This is a genomic window from Paenibacillus contaminans (genome assembly GCF_003285015.1).
GTDB lineage: Bacteria > Bacillota > Bacilli > Paenibacillales > NBRC-103111 > Paenibacillus_V > Paenibacillus_V contaminans.
Genome location: NZ_QMFB01000030.1, coordinates 1 through 19,072, shown reverse-complemented (window position 1 = coordinate 19,072; position 19,072 = coordinate 1). Strand labels below are relative to the sequence as shown.

Genomic DNA, 19,072 nt, shown 5'->3' with positions numbered 1-19,072 from the left:
AGAAGGCGAGTTCCATGAAACACTCGTGCTTAATCTGGGGAATTTTTACTGATGAATCATGCGTACCTCTCAACGGGGAGACAAGGAGGACGATATGAAAAGCTTATCGGCTAAGGTCTTCGTTATGGGAATCGGTTTGCTGCTGGTTTTATCTTCAGTCGCCGGAGCCTTCGCTTGGGGTCCGAATACAAGTTTGCCGACAAACACGAATACGTATTGGCCTGCGCCGGCTCTGGCGAAGCCCGGGTATTTGCAAACGGTAACGGACCCGACTTTTGGCAGCAGGATCACACGGGTTTCTGGCGATCCAGGGACAAGTATCGCCAATGTGCCCGGCGGTGTTTGGGGAACGACAGCAAGGCATAATTATCCGAAGGACGCGGCATGGAATGCGGATCAAACAAAGCTGCTGCTTAAATACAATTTTAACGGTCCGGGGCCCGGCGATCCGTCTGAGCGTATGGTTTTTTTAGACGGCTCGACTTATGTTCCGCTATTTTCAAGGCTCCATTGGGCCAACGAGCTCAGATGGCATCCTACAGATCCCAATCTAATGGTTTACGTTTCGGGCAATGAGCTTGGCTATTGGAATCCTGTAACCGATGCCAAAACCGTCAAAAAAACATTCGCCGATGTGACTGACGGCCATTTTGGGCCATGGGAAGGGAATTTGTCTGACGACGGGCGTTTCGTCGTGATCCAATCCGGCAATTTCGCGTTTGCGTACGATATCGCCAATGACGTGCGCTACCCGAACATATCGACAACCGCCGACGGGATGACGCTTGACTTTGCGACGATCTCGCCGCTTGGAAGCTACGTTGTCGTGACGGGAACGGTTGCCGGCAATCCGAATTACACGAAGATCTATACCAAGGACGGAACTTTGGTGCAAACATGGTCCGAGCTGTGGACACCCTCGCATTACGATCTTACCGTCGATGCGGACGGCGCCGAGGTAGCTGTAGGAAGCTCCAGAGGAGCGCCTTATGACGGTATTGTTCTGAAGAGAAGATTGACGGATGGTGCTGCGACCGCGCTGACGACCGGCGGTTATGCCGGACATACGTCTGCGCGCAACGTGAACAGGAACGGCTGGGTTTTCGTGACATATCCGTATCGGGACGCCGGCTGGGAGCCATATAAGAACGAGCTGGTCGCCGTTAAGCTTGATGGAACGAGAGTGGAGCGAATCGCCCATTTGCATGCCAACAACAGAGAAGCCAACGGTTATTGGGCACAAGCCCAAGGGAGCGTTTCTCCGGACGGCCTAAGGGTCATTTATGCAAGCAATTGGGATGGCGATACGAACCCGACTCAAGCATTCGTTGTCGATTTCAGGGATAAGGAGCTATCGTCCGTCTGGTCGGACGGCTTCGATAATAACGACTATTCGACAGGCGGATGGTTGAATAATGGGACAACGCTGGGAACGCCTTATGTGTACACGGGTTATTATGGCGCTAAATTCACCGGGACCAATTCGTTAACCAAGTCGGTCAGCACAGTGGGGAAAGGAAATATTACGATTTCCTATGCTTTGAAGACGCTGAACTCCCCAACGCCAAACGATCATTTCATCTGCGAATGGTGGAATGGCACTAACTGGGTCGTAGCTGACCATCAAACCGGGTATTTCGGCTGGGCGGTCAAAACGCTGACTCTGCCTGCGGCTGCAAATAATTTGCCGTATTTCCAGGTTCGTTTCCGAACGAATATGAACACGGCATATGCCTATTTGGATAAAGTCGAAATTACGGGAAGTCCTCTTGTCACAATCTGGTCGGATGGCTTCGATAATAACGATTTTACGACAGGAGGTTGGTCGAATAACGGGACGACGCTGGGGACGCCTTATGTATATTCGGGTTATTACGGCGCCAAGTTAACCGGGACCAATTCGTTGACCAAAGCGGTTAGTACGACCGGTAGAAGCAATATCGTCGTTTCATATGCCTTGAAGACATTGAATTCTCCTGCTGCAAGCGATCATTTTATATGCGAATGGTGGAATGGCACCGACTGGGTCGTAGCTGACGATCAAACCGGGTATTTCGGCTGGGCGGTCAAAACGTTGACGCTGCCTGCGGCCGCGAATAATTTGCCGTATTTCCAAGTTCGTTTCCGAACGAATATCGGGAGCGCGGCTTATGCCTACCTGGATAAAGTGGAGATTACAGGGTATTAATGAAAACAGGGGCTGTCCCAAACGTATTTGCATAACATGGGAACCTATACGAAAGGACCTCAATTGCCACTGCAAAGTGGAAGTTGAGGTCCTTTTCTCAAGGCAAATAGGTTTTAAGCGGGCTCGACTAAGCGCAAACTGACTTTTGGTTCCGCCCCTTCGCATGGTATTTGTCTGCAGCGGCCATGCCTCCGGCGAAGCTTGCGTTATTTGGAAGCCGGTTCCGATCCGCCCTTATAGGCATGCATGCACGGCATGTTCATAGCCCTTACAAGTAAAGCAGACAGTCTTCGTCGCGAATATGCTTTTCCCAGGCTTCTTTAATACGGACGAAATCCCGGGACTGAAGCGCTTCGATAAGCTGCTTATGCTCCGCGGGCATCCGGGCAAGATCGGAATATCGGCTCGTATTTTTCATAAAATGCAGCCGCATCCGGTTGACAATGCCTGCCCAAACCTGCTGCGTATAGGTAGAGTCACTGTGGATAAATAATATTTTCTCGTGAAATTGAATATCTTCCTCTACAAGTCCTGCGATATTGCCGGAAGCCGCGAATTCCTCCATCCGCTCGGCAATGGCTTCCAATGTGCGAATAATATCTTCATCCAAGTGATCCAGGCTATATTTGATCGCATACAGCTCCAGTTGAAGCCGGATCGGCAGCAGCAAATCGACGATTTCTTCCTTCTGGACGTCTGCAACGACGGTTTCCTTGTAAGGAAGGCTCACGACAAGCCCCATTGCCTCCAAGTCGCGCAACGCTTCCCTCACCGGTCCCCGGCTTATTCCCATCTGCTCGGATATTTCCTGTTCCTTCAGCTTTGTTCCCGGTTTAAGATCGCCTTGAATGATGGCGTTGCGGATATCCGTCGCGATCTTCTGGCGGAGCGGGATCGTTTCTTGGCTTTTAAACTGAAATTTAGTCATGAGCATCTCCTCGCACGTGAAACGGCAATCTTTATCTAATCATAACCGAATTAGTAACGAAAGTACACAGAAATCAATTGACAGTAGATTGTTGACAATTACGGGGCGGGCAATTTATATTGGTCATATACTTCATTAAAAAATCATTTTGTGAGTACCCCGTAATGCGGCAAGCCGATTGCACAGTTCGCTGCAGCTGTGGGCAATTATTTTACTTTAGGAGGCATTCCAATGAAAATTACGAAGGTCGAAGCGATTCCGGTTCGTCAGAAGAACGACGTACAGCTGAACAACGACAGCGCACAGGACGGTATCATTATTAAGGTTCATACGGATGAAGGCATTGTGGGCTACGGCGAAGTGGATTCCGCGCCATGGGTCGTGAAAGCGATTATCGAGTCGCCATCCTCCCACCGGATTTGCCGCGGGCTGGGCGAGATGATCATCGGCGAGGATCCTTTCGAGATGGAGCGCATTTGGGAAAAAATGTACGTCGGCAGCCAGTTTTACGGCAGACGCGGCGTCGTCATTCATGCGATGAGCGGAATCGACATCGCGCTTTGGGATATCGTCGGCAAAGCGCTCAACAAGCCGATCTACAAGCTGCTTGGCGGCGCGCAGCGCGGAAAAGTGCGGGCTTACGCAAGCACGCTTATGCCGTATACGCCGGAAGAAGCGTATGACGAAACGAAAAAATGGGTCGAGCAAGGTTATACCGCGATTAAGCTCGGTTGGGGAGGTTTTGAGCAAGGGAACCGCGAAATTATTGAACTAGTAAGGGCATCCCGTGAAGCTGCCGGACCGAACGTCGATCTGCTGTTTGATCTTGGCTTTATCCCGTCCGACGATCACCCGATCGACGCCGCTTCCCGCATGCCGCTTATTAAAGAGTTGGAGCAATATAAACCGTATTGGATCGAAGAGCCGCTGTTCGCCGACGATTATGACGGCTACCGGAAGCTGGCCGAAACGACGACGATCCGGATTGCCGGCGGCGAGAACGAAACGACGCGTTATGGTTTCAGGCAGCTGATCGAGCAAGGCGGCGTCGACATTATTCAGCCTGACGTCACCCGCTGCGGAGGCTTGAGCGAAGCGAAAAAGATCGCCCAGCTGGCCCATTCGCATCACATTACATGCGTTCCTCACGCATGGAGCAGCGGCATCGTCATCGCGGCGTCTCTGCATCTGGTTACGGCGATTCCGAACGGCAGCCTGCTGGAATATTGCGTCGCCGAAACGCCGATTCGCCAGGAAATGCTGCAAAGCGATATCGTCGTCAAAGACGGCTACGCTCAAATTACCGACAAACCGGGACTCGGCATCGAAATCAATGAGGACGCGCTTGAAAAATACCGCTGCGACCGGTAATGACAAAGGAGACTGCGGGAATGGAAACACGGGCTTGGATATGGAACGGATCGATCGTACCCGAGTTGACGTCGCTGCCGCTGCCGGAGCTGCGCGAGCATGACGTGCTTGTGAAAATTCGGGCGATCGGCATTTGCGCGACGGATTTGCACATTATGAAACGTTCCGCTATTTTCGCGGAGCCGCCTTATGCGCTTGGGCACGAAGCGGCCGGCGAGGTGATAAAGGTCGGGGGTGCGGTCACGCGGGTTCGCGTTGGAGACCGCTGCACGCTGGACCCGAGCATCGGCTGCGGCAGCTGCAACGCATGTCTTTCGGGCGACAAGCATCAATGCGTCCGCAATAGGGAGTATGGCATTAATCAGTCTGGCTTCTGGCAGGAATATGTTGTCATTCCGGAGAATAATTTGTACATATTGCCGGAATCGATCGGATACGATGAAGCGTCGCAATGCGAGACGATCCATGTTTGCCTGGGCGGCATGGATAAAGTGCAGCTTCGCGGCGGTGAAAGAGCCATTATTATCGGCGACGGACCGACCGGATTGTTTTTTGCCAGATTGTGCAGGCTGATGGGAGCCTCCCATGTAACGGTGGCGGGATCGAGAAAAAAACGGCTCGAGCTCGCGCTTGCTTACGGAGCTGACGAAGCGTTCAGCATCAGGGAGAAGGATGCTTTGTCCGTCGTCGAGGAACGCAGCTTTGACGTCGTGATCGAAGCCGTCGGCAAAGCGGAGACGATTCAGCTTGCCCAGAAGCTGGTTGCGAATAAGGGACGCGTTCTGCTATTCGGCTTGCCCGAGCATAAGGTGGAGTTCGACGTTATGGACCTTATTTTGCGGGAAATCACCTGCATCGGAAGCGCAAATGCGCCTCGTGTATGGCCGCGGGTGATCGAGCTGCTTGCATCCGAAAGGATTAGCGTCGCGCCGATGATTACGGACCGCTTTCCTTATGAGCAGCTGGATCAAGCGATTGCTTGCGCCTTCGCGGGCGGACAGGAACGAATTAAAGTCATCGTGGAGAATAACGGCTAGCGAACGTGCGAAAAACGAGCGGCTGAACAGCCGGGAAGGGGATTGTTATGAGAGTATTGGCAGTAGGCGCGCATCCGGACGACGTGGAAATTTTATGCGGCGGAACGTTGGCCAAATATGCGGCGAGAGGCGATCATGTCACGATCATGGTCGCGACCAACGGCAACGTCGGATCTCCGACACATACGAAGGAGGAGATCGCTGCGATTCGCCGGAAAGAAGCGGAGAATGCCGCAGCAGTCATCGGAGCGGACTTGATCTGGCTCGGCTACGACGATGAATTTCTGTTTCACGACAGGGAAACGCGGATGGCGTTCATCAATGCCATTCGTCAAGCGAATCCGGATGTCATGTTTGTGCACGGCGCGAACGACTACCATCCGGACCACCGGATTTGCGGCGAGATTGCCGCAGACTGCCGCATTCCCGTCACCGTCCGGCTGATCGAAACGGAGTTTCCGCAAATGGACAAGGTTCCTCATGTGTTCATCATGGACAATGTCGGCTCGATCGGCTTCGAGCCGGAGGCTTACGTCGACATCACGGACACGTTCGAGACAAAAAGCAGGATGCTGCGCTGCCACGAAAGCCAGGATGCATGGCTGCAGCATATTTACGGCATGGAATACGTCGAGTTCATGGCGAAGGCGTCCTCGATGCGGGGTATGGCCATCGGCGTGAAATACGCCGAGGCGTTCCGCAGCCTGCCGATGTACCCGGTAAGCGGCGGTCCGCATTTGCTGCCGTAAAACGTAAAGGGGGAAGGTTCGATGGATGCAAGTAAAAGCGCGCTTTACAGCGAGAGCGAGCAAGCCGGCAATGCTTACCGAGAACGGCAGATAACGGAATGGGAAGCCTTGATCGATCATTTGCGTAACGAGTCCGAAGAGCGGCGCCGTTTGTATTTTCAGCCGGATACGAGCTCCATCGAGGCCTATGAGCAAGGAATTAAGCCGTATCGCGCCAAGTTTCGGGAAATGCTCGGATGGCCGCTGGCGATGCCTGGCCGGTCCGCCGGGGAGCGGACAGGAGCAGGAAGCCTTGCTGCAAAGACCGGCGGCGATGCCGTACCGCCTAAAGCGGAGATTACTTTCGTGGCCGAGGACGAATTAAGCATGATTTACCGGGTTGAAATTGACGCGGGTTATTCCTTGACTACGTACGGCTTGTTGTTTCTGCCCAAATGCGGCGGTTCGAGCGCTCCTTATCCGCTCGTCATTTCCCAGCATGGCGGCTCCGGAACTCCCGAGCTTTGCTCCGGCTTTTACGGGGAAACGAACTACCGGGACATGTCCCGGCTGCTCCTTCGCCAAGGCGTTGCCGTATTTGCGCCGCAGCTTTTGCTGTGGCAATCGCCGAGATTCGGGCCCGACAATAAAAGGCTCGAAATTGACAAGCAGCTTAAGCAGCTCGGAAGCTCGGTCACAGCGGTTGAAATATATAAAATCCAGCGAAGCCTGGATTACCTTCTAGCCCGCGAAGATATCGATTCCGCAAGAGTCGGCATGCTCGGATTGTCGTACGGCGGCTTTTATACGTTATTCACTACGGCGGTCGAAACCCGGATTAAAGCGGCCTATTCCTCTTGCTTCATAAACGACCGGTTCGTTTACGACTGGCCTGACTTCACTTGGTTCGATGCGGGCAACACGTTTCTGGATGCGGAAGTGTGCGGGCTTATATGCCCTCGGTTTTTATATCTCGAAGCGGCTCGGAGCGATGAGGTTTTCGTTATCGAACCGGCTGTGAAAGAGATGGACAAAGTCGCCCGTTTGTATGAGCAATTAAACATAGCGGACCGTTTATCCTGCGATGTTTTTGAAGGCGTCCATGAGTTAAACCCCTCCGATGACGGCATCGAGCTTTTTTGCCGCTATTTGAAAAATTTGCCGGATGAGCAGTGATGATCATTATTTATATGTCTTCGTCAAAACCGATACTGTGCGTATCGGTTTTGGCTTTTTTAGTTTAACTGATGTGGAAGCTGCTTCGCTGTATGTTCTCGTATCAAGCCCGATCTCATGGTTCACGCGCGTTCAAGCGAATATCGTAAGTAATGACGCTGCATATCGGATTTTGCGGCTTAATCGTTTATTATAGAAACAGCATGTCACAGGCTTCCTGAAGCATATGGAGGAAACAATGGATAAAATTTTTTACTTGTCGCAGTTCAATCTATTGCAATCGCTGCCGGCGGAAGATTTGCTCGAAATGGATGAAATGACGTCAATAACGACAATCGCAAAAAACACGTTTATTCAAACGCCGGATACGTTTACGGAAGGGCTCAGCTTTGTAAAAAAGGGAAAGGTGCGCATTTATAAGCTGAATGCCGACGGCAAGCAGTTTACATTGGATATTCTCGGGGAAGGCAACGTTTTCGGCGAAATGGATTCGATTTCGTTCGGGACGAGGGATACATACATCGAAGCGTTAGAGGAATGCCATATTTGCATAATGAATAGAGGCAGATTTGAAAGCTTCTTAACGCAGCGGCCCCGCTTCATGATGAAGCTTTTTAAAGTATTGAGCGAACGAATGACGGCTATGAGCAGTCTGGCTGAATATTTGGCGCTTGGAAATTTGCATGAAAAAATTATGCATACCTTGAAGCGGCTGTCCGGCCAGTTCGGGTTTACGGGCGACGACGGCGATTACCGCAAAATCGATTTTCCGCTCACGCATCAAGAGCTTGCCAATCTAGTCGGAGCGACCAGAGAAGCGGTAACGGCGGCATTGCACGAACTGGCCGAAGCGGGAAGCATTCGAACGGGCTTTAAATCGATTTCTATTCGCCGCGACTTGTAACCTGCTTTACATCTTCTCTTAAACAAGGAAGGTATCCTGTAAAAGGGAGTGAGCGTACAGGTTTCCGCTTTCTCATACATCACAGAAGGAGTGGAGAGGGCTTGAACAACCAAAAAGCGATCGCGATTCCGGAGCATCTTTTGCAGCGAAAAGGAGCTCAAAAAGCTGCCGATATTCCGGCAGAAGCGGTCGAACTGCTAAATAGGGGGCGGCTGGAAACGGTGAATTTGACCGAATGGCTTGCCGTCGATCATCGGATTTTGCTGCATCATGTAATAAATGAGCTTGGCTTGCTGCAGGAACAGGATACGGCGTTTGCGGAAGCCGGGCTTGCGAACGAAAGCAAAATCATGAAAATCATTCCTGCGATCGCCCAGGGATGGCTTGAGCTGGCGGAGCGTAAGCCGGATGCGGAACGTGCCCGTATATTCGGCGCACTTGCCGCTCATCGTTCGGATAGCGTTCGCTGCTGGGCCGCCTACATCGTAGGACTGGATCAACGGCTGAGCCTGTCCCAAAAACTGAAGGGCATTCGTCCGTTTGCTGCGGATTCCCATTTTGGCGTACGCGAAATTGCTTGGATGGCTGTAAGGGAGCCTATCACGAACGAATTGGAGGAATCGCTTGCGATTTTGTACGAGTGGGCTCGAGACCAAGACGCGAATGTGCGAAGATTCGCCGTCGAAGCAATCCGTCCGCAAGGGGTGTGGGCCAAACATATTTCAGCGCTGAAGCAAAATCCCGGCATGGCGCTGCCGATCCTCGAGCATGTGAAATCCGATCCGGTCAAATACGTGCAGGACTCCGTAGGAAACTGGCTGAACGACGCGGGCAAAACCGCACCCGACTGGGTGAATCAAGTTTGCGACGCCTGGCTGGAGCTATCGGATACGAAGGAAACGAGACGAATCGTAACCAAGGGCAAAAGAAGCTTGCTAAAAAAATGAACCAGCCAACATGAAGCACAGAGGCTTGCCGAAAATCTCTAGCGGTAGAGATACGGCAGGTCTTTTTTATTATACAGACAAACTCTCCGTCATCAATCGCCGAGGATCGTAATAGGATGATGATAGACAGGCGTCTGCTTGGCTGCCATTGTCCGAATCGTCGTGCGCCGGTCTAGGCAGATCGCCATAAGGCTGCTCCGCATACAAGGAGAGAAGAGCATGAAAATCGGGTTCTTCACCCAAATGGAACGGCTGATAAGAAGTCCGTCTCTTCGCATCATCCGCAAACAACTGATGAAGAAATTGAAGCAATCCGGCAAAACGGCGGCAAGCGAAGCGGACTTGTCCGATAAAGACCGGACCCTAATTCGGCATATTCAAGAACGGACCCGACGGCTCAATTTAAATAACGTTACCCGAACGATGGCTTATTTCGATTACTATCTGAACCATTCGGAGGTCGAATGGGCTCTTTTGGGGCATATGGTGTCCAGGAACGGCGGCTGGAGCATGACGGATTTGCGGGGAGAGCTGCTTTCGAAGCTGCTGTCCGATACGGAGCAAAACCATTTCTTCCGATTTTTGGAGCGCGGAAACTGGCTGATTTTTCAGGACGCTTATCCTCAATTTCTTTTGTACGAAGAAAGCTTGCGAAGAAATACGCCTTTGTTTCACCTGCTGCCCCATTTTCACGTATCGGCCTTTATGGAGGTCATGTGGGAGCATTTCTGGACGAGCGGCGACCGTTATCTGCTTACGATGGCCCTAGTTATCAATGAACAAAGCTATCTGGAAAAAAGAGTGATTCAAAACGATCATTATCAAAGCACGATTCTCGGAACGTTCCCGTTTAAGCTCCAGGAGCTGCTCCGTTTAAATCAAATTTTGTTTCCGTATCATAAGGGGCTGAATAAGGGGGCGGGGCAAGCGGTCGGCATGATCGGAGAAACGCTTCGCCATTTCGGTTCGCTGCACGAACGGATTATGCTGGGAAAAAGGTTGTACGATGTGCTTTTCGGCAGTCCGGAGCATCTTCGGGGCGTACTGGCTTGGGCGAAGGAGCATCCGCATACGGGATCGCGTAAAGATTACTGGCCGCATGTGTTCAACGACGTGAACGAGTCCGCGCCTGGAGCTCCTTATAAAAAGCGAATGGACGATTGCCGAATTCAGCCCGGGTCGCCCCGACTGTACAGCCCGTCCCTGCAGCATGCATGGAAAAACTTCGATCATAAGGAAGCGGAGCCCGGAGACTGGTTCGACGATTGGAAGGTCATCGATTATTTCATGAAGGATGAAGAGAAGGGAGACGGTGACATCGGTCATGAATATTGTAAAACGTTGGAGAAAATCGAGTTTGCGGTCATCGCCAAATCAGCAATCTTCTAGCGCCAATTTTAAAGCGTATATTCCGGCATTGCTTTTCGTTTCTTGGCTGGGGACGTATTTGGACATCATTCTGGTCGGCAAAAAGCTGTTTTCCTTTCCCGCGCGGCCTCTGCCCGAGCTTTTTTCCTTCAATGCCGTTTCTACGCTGCTCGTTTTGCCCTTCATAACGGCCATTGCTATTTACTGGTTTCAAAAAATGGCAAGATGGCAGCGCATTGTCGCATTACTGGTCTTCGGTCTAATGGGGATGCTGGTCGAGCAAATATCGGAAAGGCTGGGCTGGTTCGCACATAGCGGCGATTGGAGCCATTTTTACTCGTTTTTCGGTTATATGCTCGTGATGTGGCTTGCCTGGAAAATGTATCGTTGGTTTGCTTAAGCTGGGGATAAGACAAATAGGAGACCTGGATGCCGGTGAAAGTTAGGCGCCGATGCGAGCGGGTTCCGTTATCGTGAAAAACCTTCGAAGCCGTTATTAAGCGGAATTGAAGGTTTTTAGCGCGTTCTTATTCTTTGTTGCTTTTATCGGGACCTCGTGCAATAATTATTATTTGTTCAAATATCGGATTCTGATTGTTTCATATTATATAGAGCTGATATTCACCGGAAAACACGAGGCGACTAAGCCGCAACAGACGTTTATCCTTGAAATATCGGATGCTGGAGGCAATGATAGATGGAGCGTTATCCCTTTGCACATGATCCTACTCTACCCTTTATTCCGCAGGTCGGCGAATGGGTGGCGGACGTCTTTTACGATATTTTGCCGGAAGCCGGGTTCGAGGTGCGGGACGAGCAGATTTATATGGCTTTTCAGCTGGAGCGGGCCTTTGCCGAGAAACGGACGATTTTCGCGGAGGCGGGAGTAGGGACGGGGAAAACGCTCGTTTATTTGTTATACGCGGTTTGCTACGCGCGTTTTATGCGCAAGCCCGCCGTCATCGCCTGTGCGGACGAATCTTTAATCGAGCAGCTGGTCAAGCCCGAAGGAGATATCGCCAAGCTGGCCAAACATCTGGGCCTTGCGATCGACGCGAGACTCGGCAAGTCTCCCGATCAATACGTATGCTTGAACAAGCTCGACCATGCAAGAACGCAGGATGAAGGCGACGGATTGCTTTTTGAAGAGCTTTACGAGGGGCTGCCGGATTTTGTGCGTTCCTATGAGGCGATGCAAACGTTTCATGCTTACGGCGACCGGAAAAACTATCCCCAACTGAGCGACGGCGAGTGGAACAAAATCAATTGGGATTCCTTCCAAGACTGCTTCGTCTGCGCCAAGCGCCATCGCTGCGGACAAACGCTGTCGCGCGATCATTACCGGAAGTCGGCCGACTTGATCATTTGCTCGCATGATTTTTACATGGAGCATGTGTGGACGTATGAAGGAAGGAAGCGGGAAGGGCAACTGCCTCTGCTTCCGGATCATTGCGCCGTCGTTTTCGACGAAGGGCATTTGCTGGAATCGGCTGCCCAGAAAGCGCTGACCTATAAGCTGAAGCATGCCGTCTTCGAGGAAGTGATTACGCGGCTGCTGCAGGGAGAAATACGCGAATCTTTGGCGATGCTTGTGGATGAGGCCATTTTGCAGAGTGAAGCCATGTTTGAAGTGCTTGAAGGCTTATGTATAGCGATACCGGGCTCCGACCGGAAGCGGGTCGAATGGAACGAGAGGCTGCTGAAGGAAGTGCGCCGTTTCCGTAAGGTACTCGATGAAATAGAGGAGGAATTGGTGTTTGAAGGCGGGCTTTTTACGCTGAGCGAATACCAGCTGAGGATCGTCGAGGAGCATTTGGAAATGATGCAAATCGCTCTAAGTTTGTTAGAAAAACCGGAAACGCTCATTTGCTGGGCGACGGAAAGCGAAAGCGGATTGGCGCTTGCGATCATGCCGAGAACCGTCAAGGAAGTGCTGCAGGAGCGGGTATTCGGATCGCCGATGCCGATCGTGTTCTCGTCGGCCACGCTATCCGTAGACGAATCGTTCGGTTACGTGGCGGAAAGTCTCGGAATTGCCGACTATTTATCGTTCTCCGTGGCTTCCCCCTACGATTACGAAAACAGTATGCAGGCGGTAGCGCCGAAGTGGCCGTCCGGCGTGACGCTCGCCGATAAAATGGCGGCGGCCGTCAAGCTGCTCGAGCGAACGGAAGGAAGAGCCTTGATTTTGTTCCCGAGCAAGGACGAATTGCAGCAATTCAAGCGGGAGCTCGTTTCTTATCCGGCATGCGCGGGGCTGCGTTTCCGATTTGAGGGGGACGGGGAAATCAGCCATTTGATCGCCAGCTTCCAGGAAGATGAACCGAGCATTCTTTGTGCGGTCAGCTTGTGGGAAGGACTCGACGTGCCCGGTCCGTCGCTGTCGAACGTAATCGTCTGGTCCTTGCCGTTCCCGCCGCAGGATCCGGTCTTTATGGCCAAACGCAGCGCTGCGGCTTCGCCGTACGACGAGGTCGACCTGCCCTACATGCTGCTGCGCTTAAGACAAGGCATCGGCCGGTTGATCCGCTCCCGCGGGGACAGCGGTTATGTCGCCATTCTCAGTGAGGAGGGCAACGGCCTGCAGGCTTCAAGGACGCATATCGAATCCGTTATGCCGCAAGGCGTGAAGCTGCAGGAAGCGCTGGTTTAGCTTATACGCTCCGGGAGAATTCACGTACCGGCGGTTCGATGACGATAAGCTGCTTATTGAGGAAGCAAGAAGAGGAAGTGTTCGAAATCAAAATGGTTAAGATTGGCGCTTTGATTGTTTTCGCAGCTTACCTCGTTCTCATGGCCACCGGGCTATTTCGTGGAACATTAACAGTCAAAACCGGTCTTTTTTGGACAGCTGTTTCCTGTGCTGTTGTCGTTTGTTTATTTTGGCTATCCAAACTGTTTGCCTATATAAACCGCAAGTTATATGAGAAGCTTAGAAGAATGATGAAATAGCCGCTGAAACGCGGCTTTTTTAATTTTCCAGACTTCGATGCCGTATCGAGGCACCATTGATAATGAAATATAGTTATTTCAGGGCAGAAAGTATATCGTAGAAGCAGCTCCTTTGTATGCTGTAGTCCGAAATAGCCCACATGGAGCAAGAAATCGAGGTTCGCCTTACGCTGGAGTCCGATTTTGCCGGCTTGGAGAAGGGATTCACCGATGTACCGATCAAAATACCCGCTGCAAGTAGGCGTTTTCGGATTGCAGGCGGGGAAAGGAAGCCGTACTCGATTCCAAGCGGGCAAAATCGGACTGTAAGCCACGAGAGGGTAAGTTGGCAGCCGCAAGGCGGCGTGGTAACCGCCCGCCTTTACATAATCGCAACATCCGATTGACATCTCTCGAACATTTTTTCGTTACGATTAACTTACTCCGGAGCTTTGGCGGCTGCGACGTATACGGCGCTTGACAGTTGCATGGTTTTGGCATACGCTGCAATTGATTTTGGATAAAGAATATACAAAGAAGCAAAAGCAGGAAGAGGGACAGCGATGCGCGGCAGCTTGCATGATGTGGATGGTTTTATTATCGATCTTGACGGTACGGTTTATCGAGGCAAAGAAATAATCGAGGGCGTTCCTGAAACGGTAGCGCTGCTGAAAGAGGCTGGTAAACGCGTACTGTTCCTAAGCAACCGGGGCAATATATCCCGCAAAATGTGCTATGACAAGCTTTGCGGCATGGGGCTTGCGGTGGCCGAGGAGGAAATTATGCTGTCGTCAACCGCGACGGCGCGGTATTTGCAGCAAAATAACCCCGGCTGCCAAGCGTGGGTGCTCGGCGAGCAGGGGCTGAAGGACGAGCTTATCGCAGGGGGTATCGCGCTCGCCGCAAAGCCCGAGGAGGCCGATTGGCTGGTCATCACGCTGCACGAGACGCTGACTTATCATGATTTGAATCAGGCGTTCCGCGCAGTCCGCAGCGGCGCCCGCATCATCGCCACGAACGCCGATAAGACGTTTCCCGGCGATGGAGGCGATTGTATCGACGTTGCGGGCATGATCGGCGCGATAGTCGCATCGACGGGCAAAGAAGCGGACGTCGTGATCGGGAAGCCGTCCCGTTTTATGGCGGAAACCGCCTTACAAGAGCTGGGACTCCCGGCGGACCGGTGCATCGTGATCGGCGACAGCCTCGAATCCGATATCGGGCTCGGCAAGCAGGCAGGCATGAAGACGGCGCTCGTATGGTCCGGCTCGACGAAGAAGGGGACGGCCATTCCCGAGGAACGCCGGCCGGACTGGATTTGGGATTCTATAAACGATTTGCGGGCGCTGCTTTGATGCTGCGCTTTTTTGTATATGTCGAACAGCCATTTTTCTGCACCTTATCCCGACATTCGCTGCTCCGTGTAAAACGCATGCGCCAAACGGCTGCCGTCCGTTCCTTCGATGGAAGGAATATCGATGCCGGCGACGCCGTCCAATATGCCGGTGCATTGGTATTGCAGCAAGCAATCCGTTTTGCCGAAGTGTTTCACCTGCTGATCGGCAAAATGCCGGATCGCGTCAAGCAACTGCTCGTAAGCTTCTTTATCGCGTATTAGCGTAAGGCAGATATCGATTTTGACGTTCAGACGATTACCGGCGGTTTCCGTTATGTTGGCGGACGCCGTCCAGTCCTGGGGATAATCATGCTCAGATTGAAACACAAACAATGTTGAGGTCAACGGGATAACGTTCCACATAGCGGTTCACTCCTTCGGGTGGATCATTTGCTCGGGACGGACGATTTGGTCGAATTGCTCCTCCGTCAGAAAACCGCTTCGCAGTGCGGCTTCTTTCAAAGTAATGCCTTCTTTATGCGCCATTTTGGCGACGGCGGCGGCTTTCTCATACCCGATATGCGGATTCAGCGCGGTGACGAGCATGAGCGAGCGCTCCACATTGCTGCGGATGACCGTTTCATCGGGCTCGATACCTACTGCGCAGTTGTCGTTGAACGAGTGCAGCGCATCGGCGAGCAGTCGGGCGGATTGCAGGAAATTGTAGATGATGACGGGCTTGAACACGTTCAGCTCGAAGTTGCCTTGGCTGGCGGCAAAGCCGATCGCCGCATCGTTGCCCATAACCTGGCAAACGACCATCGTCATCGCTTCGGATTGCGTCGGATTTACTTTGCCGGGCATAATCGAGCTTCCCGGCTCATTCGCCGGAATCGTAATTTCGCCGATGCCGCTTCGCGGACCGCTGGCGAGCCAGCGAACGTCGTTGGCGATTTTCATCAAATCGGCGGCAAGGGCCTTAAAGGCTCCATGTACATATACAAGCTCGTCATGGCTGGTCAAGGCGTGAAATTTATTTTCCGCCGTAACGAATGTTTTGCCCGTCAAGCGGCTGATTTCCTCGGCAACGAGCTCGCCGAAGCGGGGATGCGCATTAATGCCGGTGCCGACGGCGGTCCCGCCGATCGCGAGTTCGCGCAGAGAATCGGCGCTTGCCTTGATCATTCGCTCCGATTTGTCGAGCATGCGGTGCCAGCCGCTAATTTCCTGCCCGAGAGTAAGCGGAGTGGCGTCCTGCAAATGCGTGCGGCCAATTTTGATAATATCGGCGAACGCTTCGCTTTTTCGTGCCAGCGTCTCCTTAAGCACAGCGATAGCAGGAAGGACGCGGTCCTCGACAGCAGTCAGCGCTGCCATATGCATGGCGGTCGGGAACGTATCGTTGGAGCTCTGCGACTTGTTTACGTCATCATTGGGATGCACCCGGGATTCGCGGCCCTCCGCCTCCAACTTATCGTTAGCGAGGTGGGCAATCACTTCATTCACGTTCATGTTCGATTGCGTGCCGCTGCCCGTTTGCCAGACGACAAGCGGAAAATGCTCATCCCAGCGGCCGTCCAAAACTTCGTCAGCCGCCGAAATAATCGCCCCGGCCTTGATTTCGTCAAGCTTGCCGAGCGCGCGGTTTACCGCCGCTGCGCTTTTTTTGAGCACGGCGAATTGGCGGATCAGCTCGAGCGGCATCGTTTCCGTGCCGATACGAAAGTTTTCCGAGCTTCGCTGGGTTTGCGCGCCCCATTTTTTATGTATGGGAACCTGAATTTCTCCGATCGTATCCTTCTCAATACGAAATTGCATCGGTAAGCCCTCCTCGAAATATTCGATAATGATAATCATTATCATAAATGATATCATGTTGGCGATGCGGTGGCAAATCGGTTTTTATTAGGATGCATTTTAGCGGCGTGGACAGCCGGATATCCGTGCAAGTGTTGTGCTTCCGAACATCAGCTGCTAAGCATGCTGTATCCATGGATAGTATGGCTTTATTTCCGGAATGTTTGCTTGGGTAATAAAAATGTGCGATTCCTTCATTATAGATTGTGCTGCCGTTATAAAAGACGGAAAAACGTTTGTTCGAAAAGGAAGCCCATTATATAATGATTGCGGATGATTAGACTTGTTTTATACAAGCAGCTGTCCCGGTGGTGCTAGGTCAACATTAATTAGTTATTTTACGAAAGAGGGGAAATCCGAATGCTGTATTCCGGTCTCGTATCGGTTACGTTCCGTCAGAAAAGCCCGGAGGAAATTATCGAGCTTGCAGCGAAAGCAGGTTTGAACGCAATAGAGTGGGGAGGAGACGTGCATGTGCCAGTCGGCGATTTGGCGCGTGCAAAAGCGATCGGCGATGCCACCCGCGAGGCGGGGCTGACTGTCGCTTCTTATGGCTCCTATTACAAGGCAGGTTACGGTCAATCGTTTGCGGATGTGCTGGAAACGGCCAAAGCGCTTAAAGCGCCGTCCATTCGTATTTGGGCAGGAGATAAAGGATCCGACAAGGCGGACGAAGCATGGTGGAAGGCCGTCGTTGAAGATACCAAGGCGGCTGCAGCAAGTGCCGGCGAGGCAGGGATCCGAATCGCATTCGAATTTCACGCCAATACGCTGACTGACGGAACCGCCGAAACGCTGCGTTTGCTCGAATTAGTCGGGAACGAAGCTGTTGCGACTTATTGGCAGCATAAACCCGAATTCAATACGGGGGAAAATTTGGACTCGCTAAGGAAGCTTGCTCCCCAGCTGTCAAACGTTCACGTTTTTCATTGGGAGCCCGGAATCCAATTGCCGTTGTCGGATGGAATTGAGCCATGGCGCATTTACATAGATGCTTTGCAAGCATTGGAAGGCGATCGCTACTTGCTTATGGAATTCGTAAAAGACGGCCTGGCGGAGCAATTTCTCGAGGATGCCGAGGTGCTCAAGGGATTGTTGACCCTATAGAAAAGTTTATAGCCTGTGCTTTTCACGGCTTGCCTATCAGCTTTACAAGTTTACGATTACCCTTCCTTGTGCAGGGTAATTTTTTTTGAATCGTTTTCTCCCAGGCGAATTGCCGTCTGCATATGCTATGCTCTTTACCATGGCGAGGGGGAGCGGCGATGGCAAAAAGCGATAACTTTCAATTGGAAGAAATGTCGCATTTTTTCGATAAGCGGGCACTAGGTTATGACAATCATATGAGGGGCGTCATCCGATCATTCGATCCTTTTTATGCCGCACTGTCAAAGCCGATCGATAGAACGGATTTGCCGGTACGCGTACTCGATTTGGGCTGCGGGACCGGTACGGAAATCAAGTGGATATTCAAAAAAGCGCCAAACGCGCAAATTACTTGCGTTGACGTTTCCGTTAATATGCTTGAACTGCTGCGCGTCAAGTATGAACAATGGTCCGACAGGTTGACGATTATGAACGCTTCTTATGTGGAGGCCGATTTTGAGCCGGACAGGTACGATTACATTGTTTCGGCGATGACCATGCACCATTTGCTGCGGGACGACAAGCTCAAGCTTTATAAGAAGCTTCATTCGGCTTTGAAGCCCGGCGGACTGTATATAGAAGGAGATTATGTAGAGACCCCGGATCGGGAACGAAGATGGCTTGAGGCGTACAAAAGCATCATTGGCGATAATTCGGCTCACGGCCAATACCACTACGATATCCCCAGCTCGATCGAAACGGAGCGCTGCCTGTTTGAGGCGGCAGGGTTTAAAGATTTTCAACTGCTTTGGCAGGAAGAGACCAATGCGGTTTATAGCGTAAGCAAATAAGCCGGACCAGCGCCCACCGATCGTCTCTGCAAATATTGTCGAAATAAGGCTTGACCTGCTTCCGGAACCGTGCTATTCTAAGGTTCCTGCTTCGGACAACACCTTTTGCAAGAGAGGCTGAGCACGAGGCCAGGNGAACCGTGCTATTCTAAGGTTCCTGCTTCGGACAACACCTTTTGCAAGAGAGGCTGAGCACGAGGCCAGGAAAAAAGTTTTAAAAAAAGCTTGCATAAAGATTTGAAACATGATAATCTGTAATTCCGGCCGAGAGAGACAAGCGGTTAGGACAAGCAAGCAAGTAAGAAGAATTGTCCTTTGAAAACTGAACAATGAGCGAAATAAAGCCAGCAAAAACAAGCAACAA

General features: G+C 51.9%; 17 protein-coding genes. 14 read left to right on the top strand and 3 right to left on the bottom strand.

From position 1 onward, the window contains the following. Positions 1–94: 94 nt before the first annotated feature. Positions 95–2,188: a hypothetical protein gene (locus DQG23_RS33310; protein ID WP_113035359.1), complete on the top strand. Its 2,094-nt coding sequence runs from the start codon at positions 95–97 to the stop codon at positions 2,186–2,188. Positions 2,189–2,456: 268 nt separating this feature from the next. On the opposite strand, the gene DQG23_RS33305 is transcribed toward DQG23_RS33310, so the two are convergent. Beyond that, positions 2,457–3,116, bottom strand: coding sequence for a GntR family transcriptional regulator (locus DQG23_RS33305; protein WP_158560819.1), 660 nt, complete (start codon positions 3,114–3,116; stop codon positions 2,457–2,459). Between the two features lie 231 nt (positions 3,117–3,347). Between DQG23_RS33305 and DQG23_RS33300 the strand changes: the two genes are divergently transcribed. The 11 genes from DQG23_RS33300 to DQG23_RS33250 all read left to right on the top strand — a co-directional run bounded on the left by DQG23_RS33300 (position 3,348) and on the right by DQG23_RS33250 (position 14,933). Further along, positions 3,348–4,487 carry a mandelate racemase/muconate lactonizing enzyme family protein gene (locus DQG23_RS33300; RefSeq protein ID WP_113035357.1) on the top strand — a complete coding sequence of 380 codons (1,140 nt, stop codon included), beginning with the start codon at positions 3,348–3,350 and terminating at the stop codon, positions 4,485–4,487. A gap of 20 nt (positions 4,488–4,507) precedes the next feature. Continuing rightward, positions 4,508–5,524: a zinc-dependent alcohol dehydrogenase gene (locus DQG23_RS33295; protein ID WP_158560818.1), complete on the top strand. Its 1,017-nt coding sequence runs from the start codon at positions 4,508–4,510 to the stop codon at positions 5,522–5,524. A gap of 47 nt (positions 5,525–5,571) precedes the next feature. Beyond that, on the top strand, positions 5,572–6,273 hold the full coding sequence (locus DQG23_RS33290) for a PIG-L deacetylase family protein (RefSeq protein WP_113035355.1): 702 nt from the start codon (positions 5,572–5,574) through the stop codon (positions 6,271–6,273). A 21-nt stretch (positions 6,274–6,294) separates the two neighbouring features. Then, positions 6,295–7,428: an alpha/beta hydrolase family protein gene (locus tag DQG23_RS33285; protein WP_113035354.1), complete on the top strand. Its 1,134-nt coding sequence runs from the start codon at positions 6,295–6,297 to the stop codon at positions 7,426–7,428. A 238-nt stretch (positions 7,429–7,666) separates the two neighbouring features. Continuing rightward, positions 7,667–8,332 carry a Crp/Fnr family transcriptional regulator gene (locus tag DQG23_RS33280; protein ID WP_113035353.1) on the top strand — a complete coding sequence of 222 codons (666 nt, stop codon included), beginning with the start codon at positions 7,667–7,669 and terminating at the stop codon, positions 8,330–8,332. A 101-nt stretch (positions 8,333–8,433) separates the two neighbouring features. Then, positions 8,434–9,279 (top strand): DNA alkylation repair protein, encoded by an 846-nt coding sequence (locus DQG23_RS33275; protein WP_113035352.1) that lies wholly within the window; start codon positions 8,434–8,436, stop codon positions 9,277–9,279. A gap of 219 nt (positions 9,280–9,498) precedes the next feature. Next, entirely contained in the window at positions 9,499–10,668 is a 1,170-nt protein-coding gene (locus DQG23_RS33270; protein WP_113035351.1) for a DUF2515 domain-containing protein, read from the top strand. After that, positions 10,637–11,047, top strand: coding sequence for a CBO0543 family protein (locus DQG23_RS33265; RefSeq protein ID WP_238178159.1), 411 nt, complete (start codon positions 10,637–10,639; stop codon positions 11,045–11,047). Before DQG23_RS33270 ends, DQG23_RS33265 begins: the two co-directional genes overlap by 32 nt. A 297-nt stretch (positions 11,048–11,344) precedes the next feature. Then, positions 11,345–13,300, top strand: a complete 1,956-nt coding sequence (locus DQG23_RS33260; protein WP_113035350.1) for an ATP-dependent DNA helicase — start codon at positions 11,345–11,347, stop codon at positions 13,298–13,300. Positions 13,301–13,739: 439 nt separating this feature from the next. Continuing rightward, the gene (locus DQG23_RS41955) at positions 13,740–13,985 is read left to right on the top strand and encodes a hypothetical protein (protein ID WP_146762432.1); all 246 of its coding nucleotides are present in this window, start codon (positions 13,740–13,742) and stop codon (positions 13,983–13,985) included. A gap of 156 nt (positions 13,986–14,141) precedes the next feature. Next, a complete protein-coding gene (locus DQG23_RS33250; RefSeq protein ID WP_113035348.1) occupies positions 14,142–14,933 on the top strand; it encodes an HAD-IIA family hydrolase in 792 nt (263 codons plus the stop codon). Positions 14,934–14,977: 44 nt separating this feature from the next. Here DQG23_RS33250 and DQG23_RS33245 read toward each other — a convergent pair whose 3' ends face one another. Both DQG23_RS33245 and fumC read right to left on the bottom strand, forming a co-directional pair. Beyond that, a complete protein-coding gene (locus DQG23_RS33245; RefSeq protein ID WP_113035347.1) occupies positions 14,978–15,337 on the bottom strand; it encodes a hypothetical protein in 360 nt (119 codons plus the stop codon). 6 nt (positions 15,338–15,343) lie between these two features. Continuing rightward, entirely contained in the window at positions 15,344–16,732 is a 1,389-nt protein-coding gene (fumC, locus tag DQG23_RS33240; RefSeq protein WP_113035346.1) for a class II fumarate hydratase, read from the bottom strand. 399 nt (positions 16,733–17,131) lie between these two features. Between fumC and DQG23_RS33235 the strand changes: the two genes are divergently transcribed. Both DQG23_RS33235 and DQG23_RS33230 read left to right on the top strand, forming a co-directional pair. Then, on the top strand, positions 17,132–17,878 hold the full coding sequence (locus DQG23_RS33235; RefSeq protein ID WP_113035345.1) for a sugar phosphate isomerase/epimerase family protein: 747 nt from the start codon (positions 17,132–17,134) through the stop codon (positions 17,876–17,878). A gap of 158 nt (positions 17,879–18,036) precedes the next feature. Next, positions 18,037–18,708 (top strand): class I SAM-dependent methyltransferase, encoded by a 672-nt coding sequence (locus DQG23_RS33230; protein ID WP_158560817.1) that lies wholly within the window; start codon positions 18,037–18,039, stop codon positions 18,706–18,708. Positions 18,709–19,072: the final 364 nt, after the last annotated feature.

What these genes read in the sequence shown, in the direction of transcription:
- DQG23_RS33310 (WP_113035359.1), top strand. Translation starts at nt 95, where the DNA reads ATGAAAAGCTTATCGGCTAAGGTCTTCGTTATGGGAATCGGTTTGCTG.
- DQG23_RS33305 (WP_158560819.1), bottom strand. Translation starts at nt 3,116, where the DNA reads ATGACTAAATTTCAGTTTAAAAGCCAAGAAACGATCCCGCTCCGCCAG.
- DQG23_RS33300 (WP_113035357.1), top strand. Translation starts at nt 3,348, where the DNA reads ATGAAAATTACGAAGGTCGAAGCGATTCCGGTTCGTCAGAAGAACGAC.
- DQG23_RS33295 (WP_158560818.1), top strand. Translation starts at nt 4,508, where the DNA reads ATGGAAACACGGGCTTGGATATGGAACGGATCGATCGTACCCGAGTTG.
- DQG23_RS33290 (WP_113035355.1), top strand. Translation starts at nt 5,572, where the DNA reads ATGAGAGTATTGGCAGTAGGCGCGCATCCGGACGACGTGGAAATTTTA.
- DQG23_RS33285 (WP_113035354.1), top strand. Translation starts at nt 6,295, where the DNA reads ATGGATGCAAGTAAAAGCGCGCTTTACAGCGAGAGCGAGCAAGCCGGC.
- DQG23_RS33280 (WP_113035353.1), top strand. Translation starts at nt 7,667, where the DNA reads ATGGATAAAATTTTTTACTTGTCGCAGTTCAATCTATTGCAATCGCTG.
- DQG23_RS33270 (WP_113035351.1), top strand. Translation starts at nt 9,499, where the DNA reads ATGAAAATCGGGTTCTTCACCCAAATGGAACGGCTGATAAGAAGTCCG.
- DQG23_RS33260 (WP_113035350.1), top strand. Translation starts at nt 11,345, where the DNA reads ATGGAGCGTTATCCCTTTGCACATGATCCTACTCTACCCTTTATTCCG.
- DQG23_RS41955 (WP_146762432.1), top strand. Translation starts at nt 13,740, where the DNA reads ATGGAGCAAGAAATCGAGGTTCGCCTTACGCTGGAGTCCGATTTTGCC.
- DQG23_RS33250 (WP_113035348.1), top strand. Translation starts at nt 14,142, where the DNA reads ATGCGCGGCAGCTTGCATGATGTGGATGGTTTTATTATCGATCTTGAC.
- DQG23_RS33245 (WP_113035347.1), bottom strand. Translation starts at nt 15,337, where the DNA reads ATGTGGAACGTTATCCCGTTGACCTCAACATTGTTTGTGTTTCAATCT.
- fumC (WP_113035346.1), bottom strand. Translation starts at nt 16,732, where the DNA reads ATGCAATTTCGTATTGAGAAGGATACGATCGGAGAAATTCAGGTTCCC.
- DQG23_RS33235 (WP_113035345.1), top strand. Translation starts at nt 17,132, where the DNA reads ATGCTGTATTCCGGTCTCGTATCGGTTACGTTCCGTCAGAAAAGCCCG.
- DQG23_RS33230 (WP_158560817.1), top strand. Translation starts at nt 18,037, where the DNA reads ATGGCAAAAAGCGATAACTTTCAATTGGAAGAAATGTCGCATTTTTTC.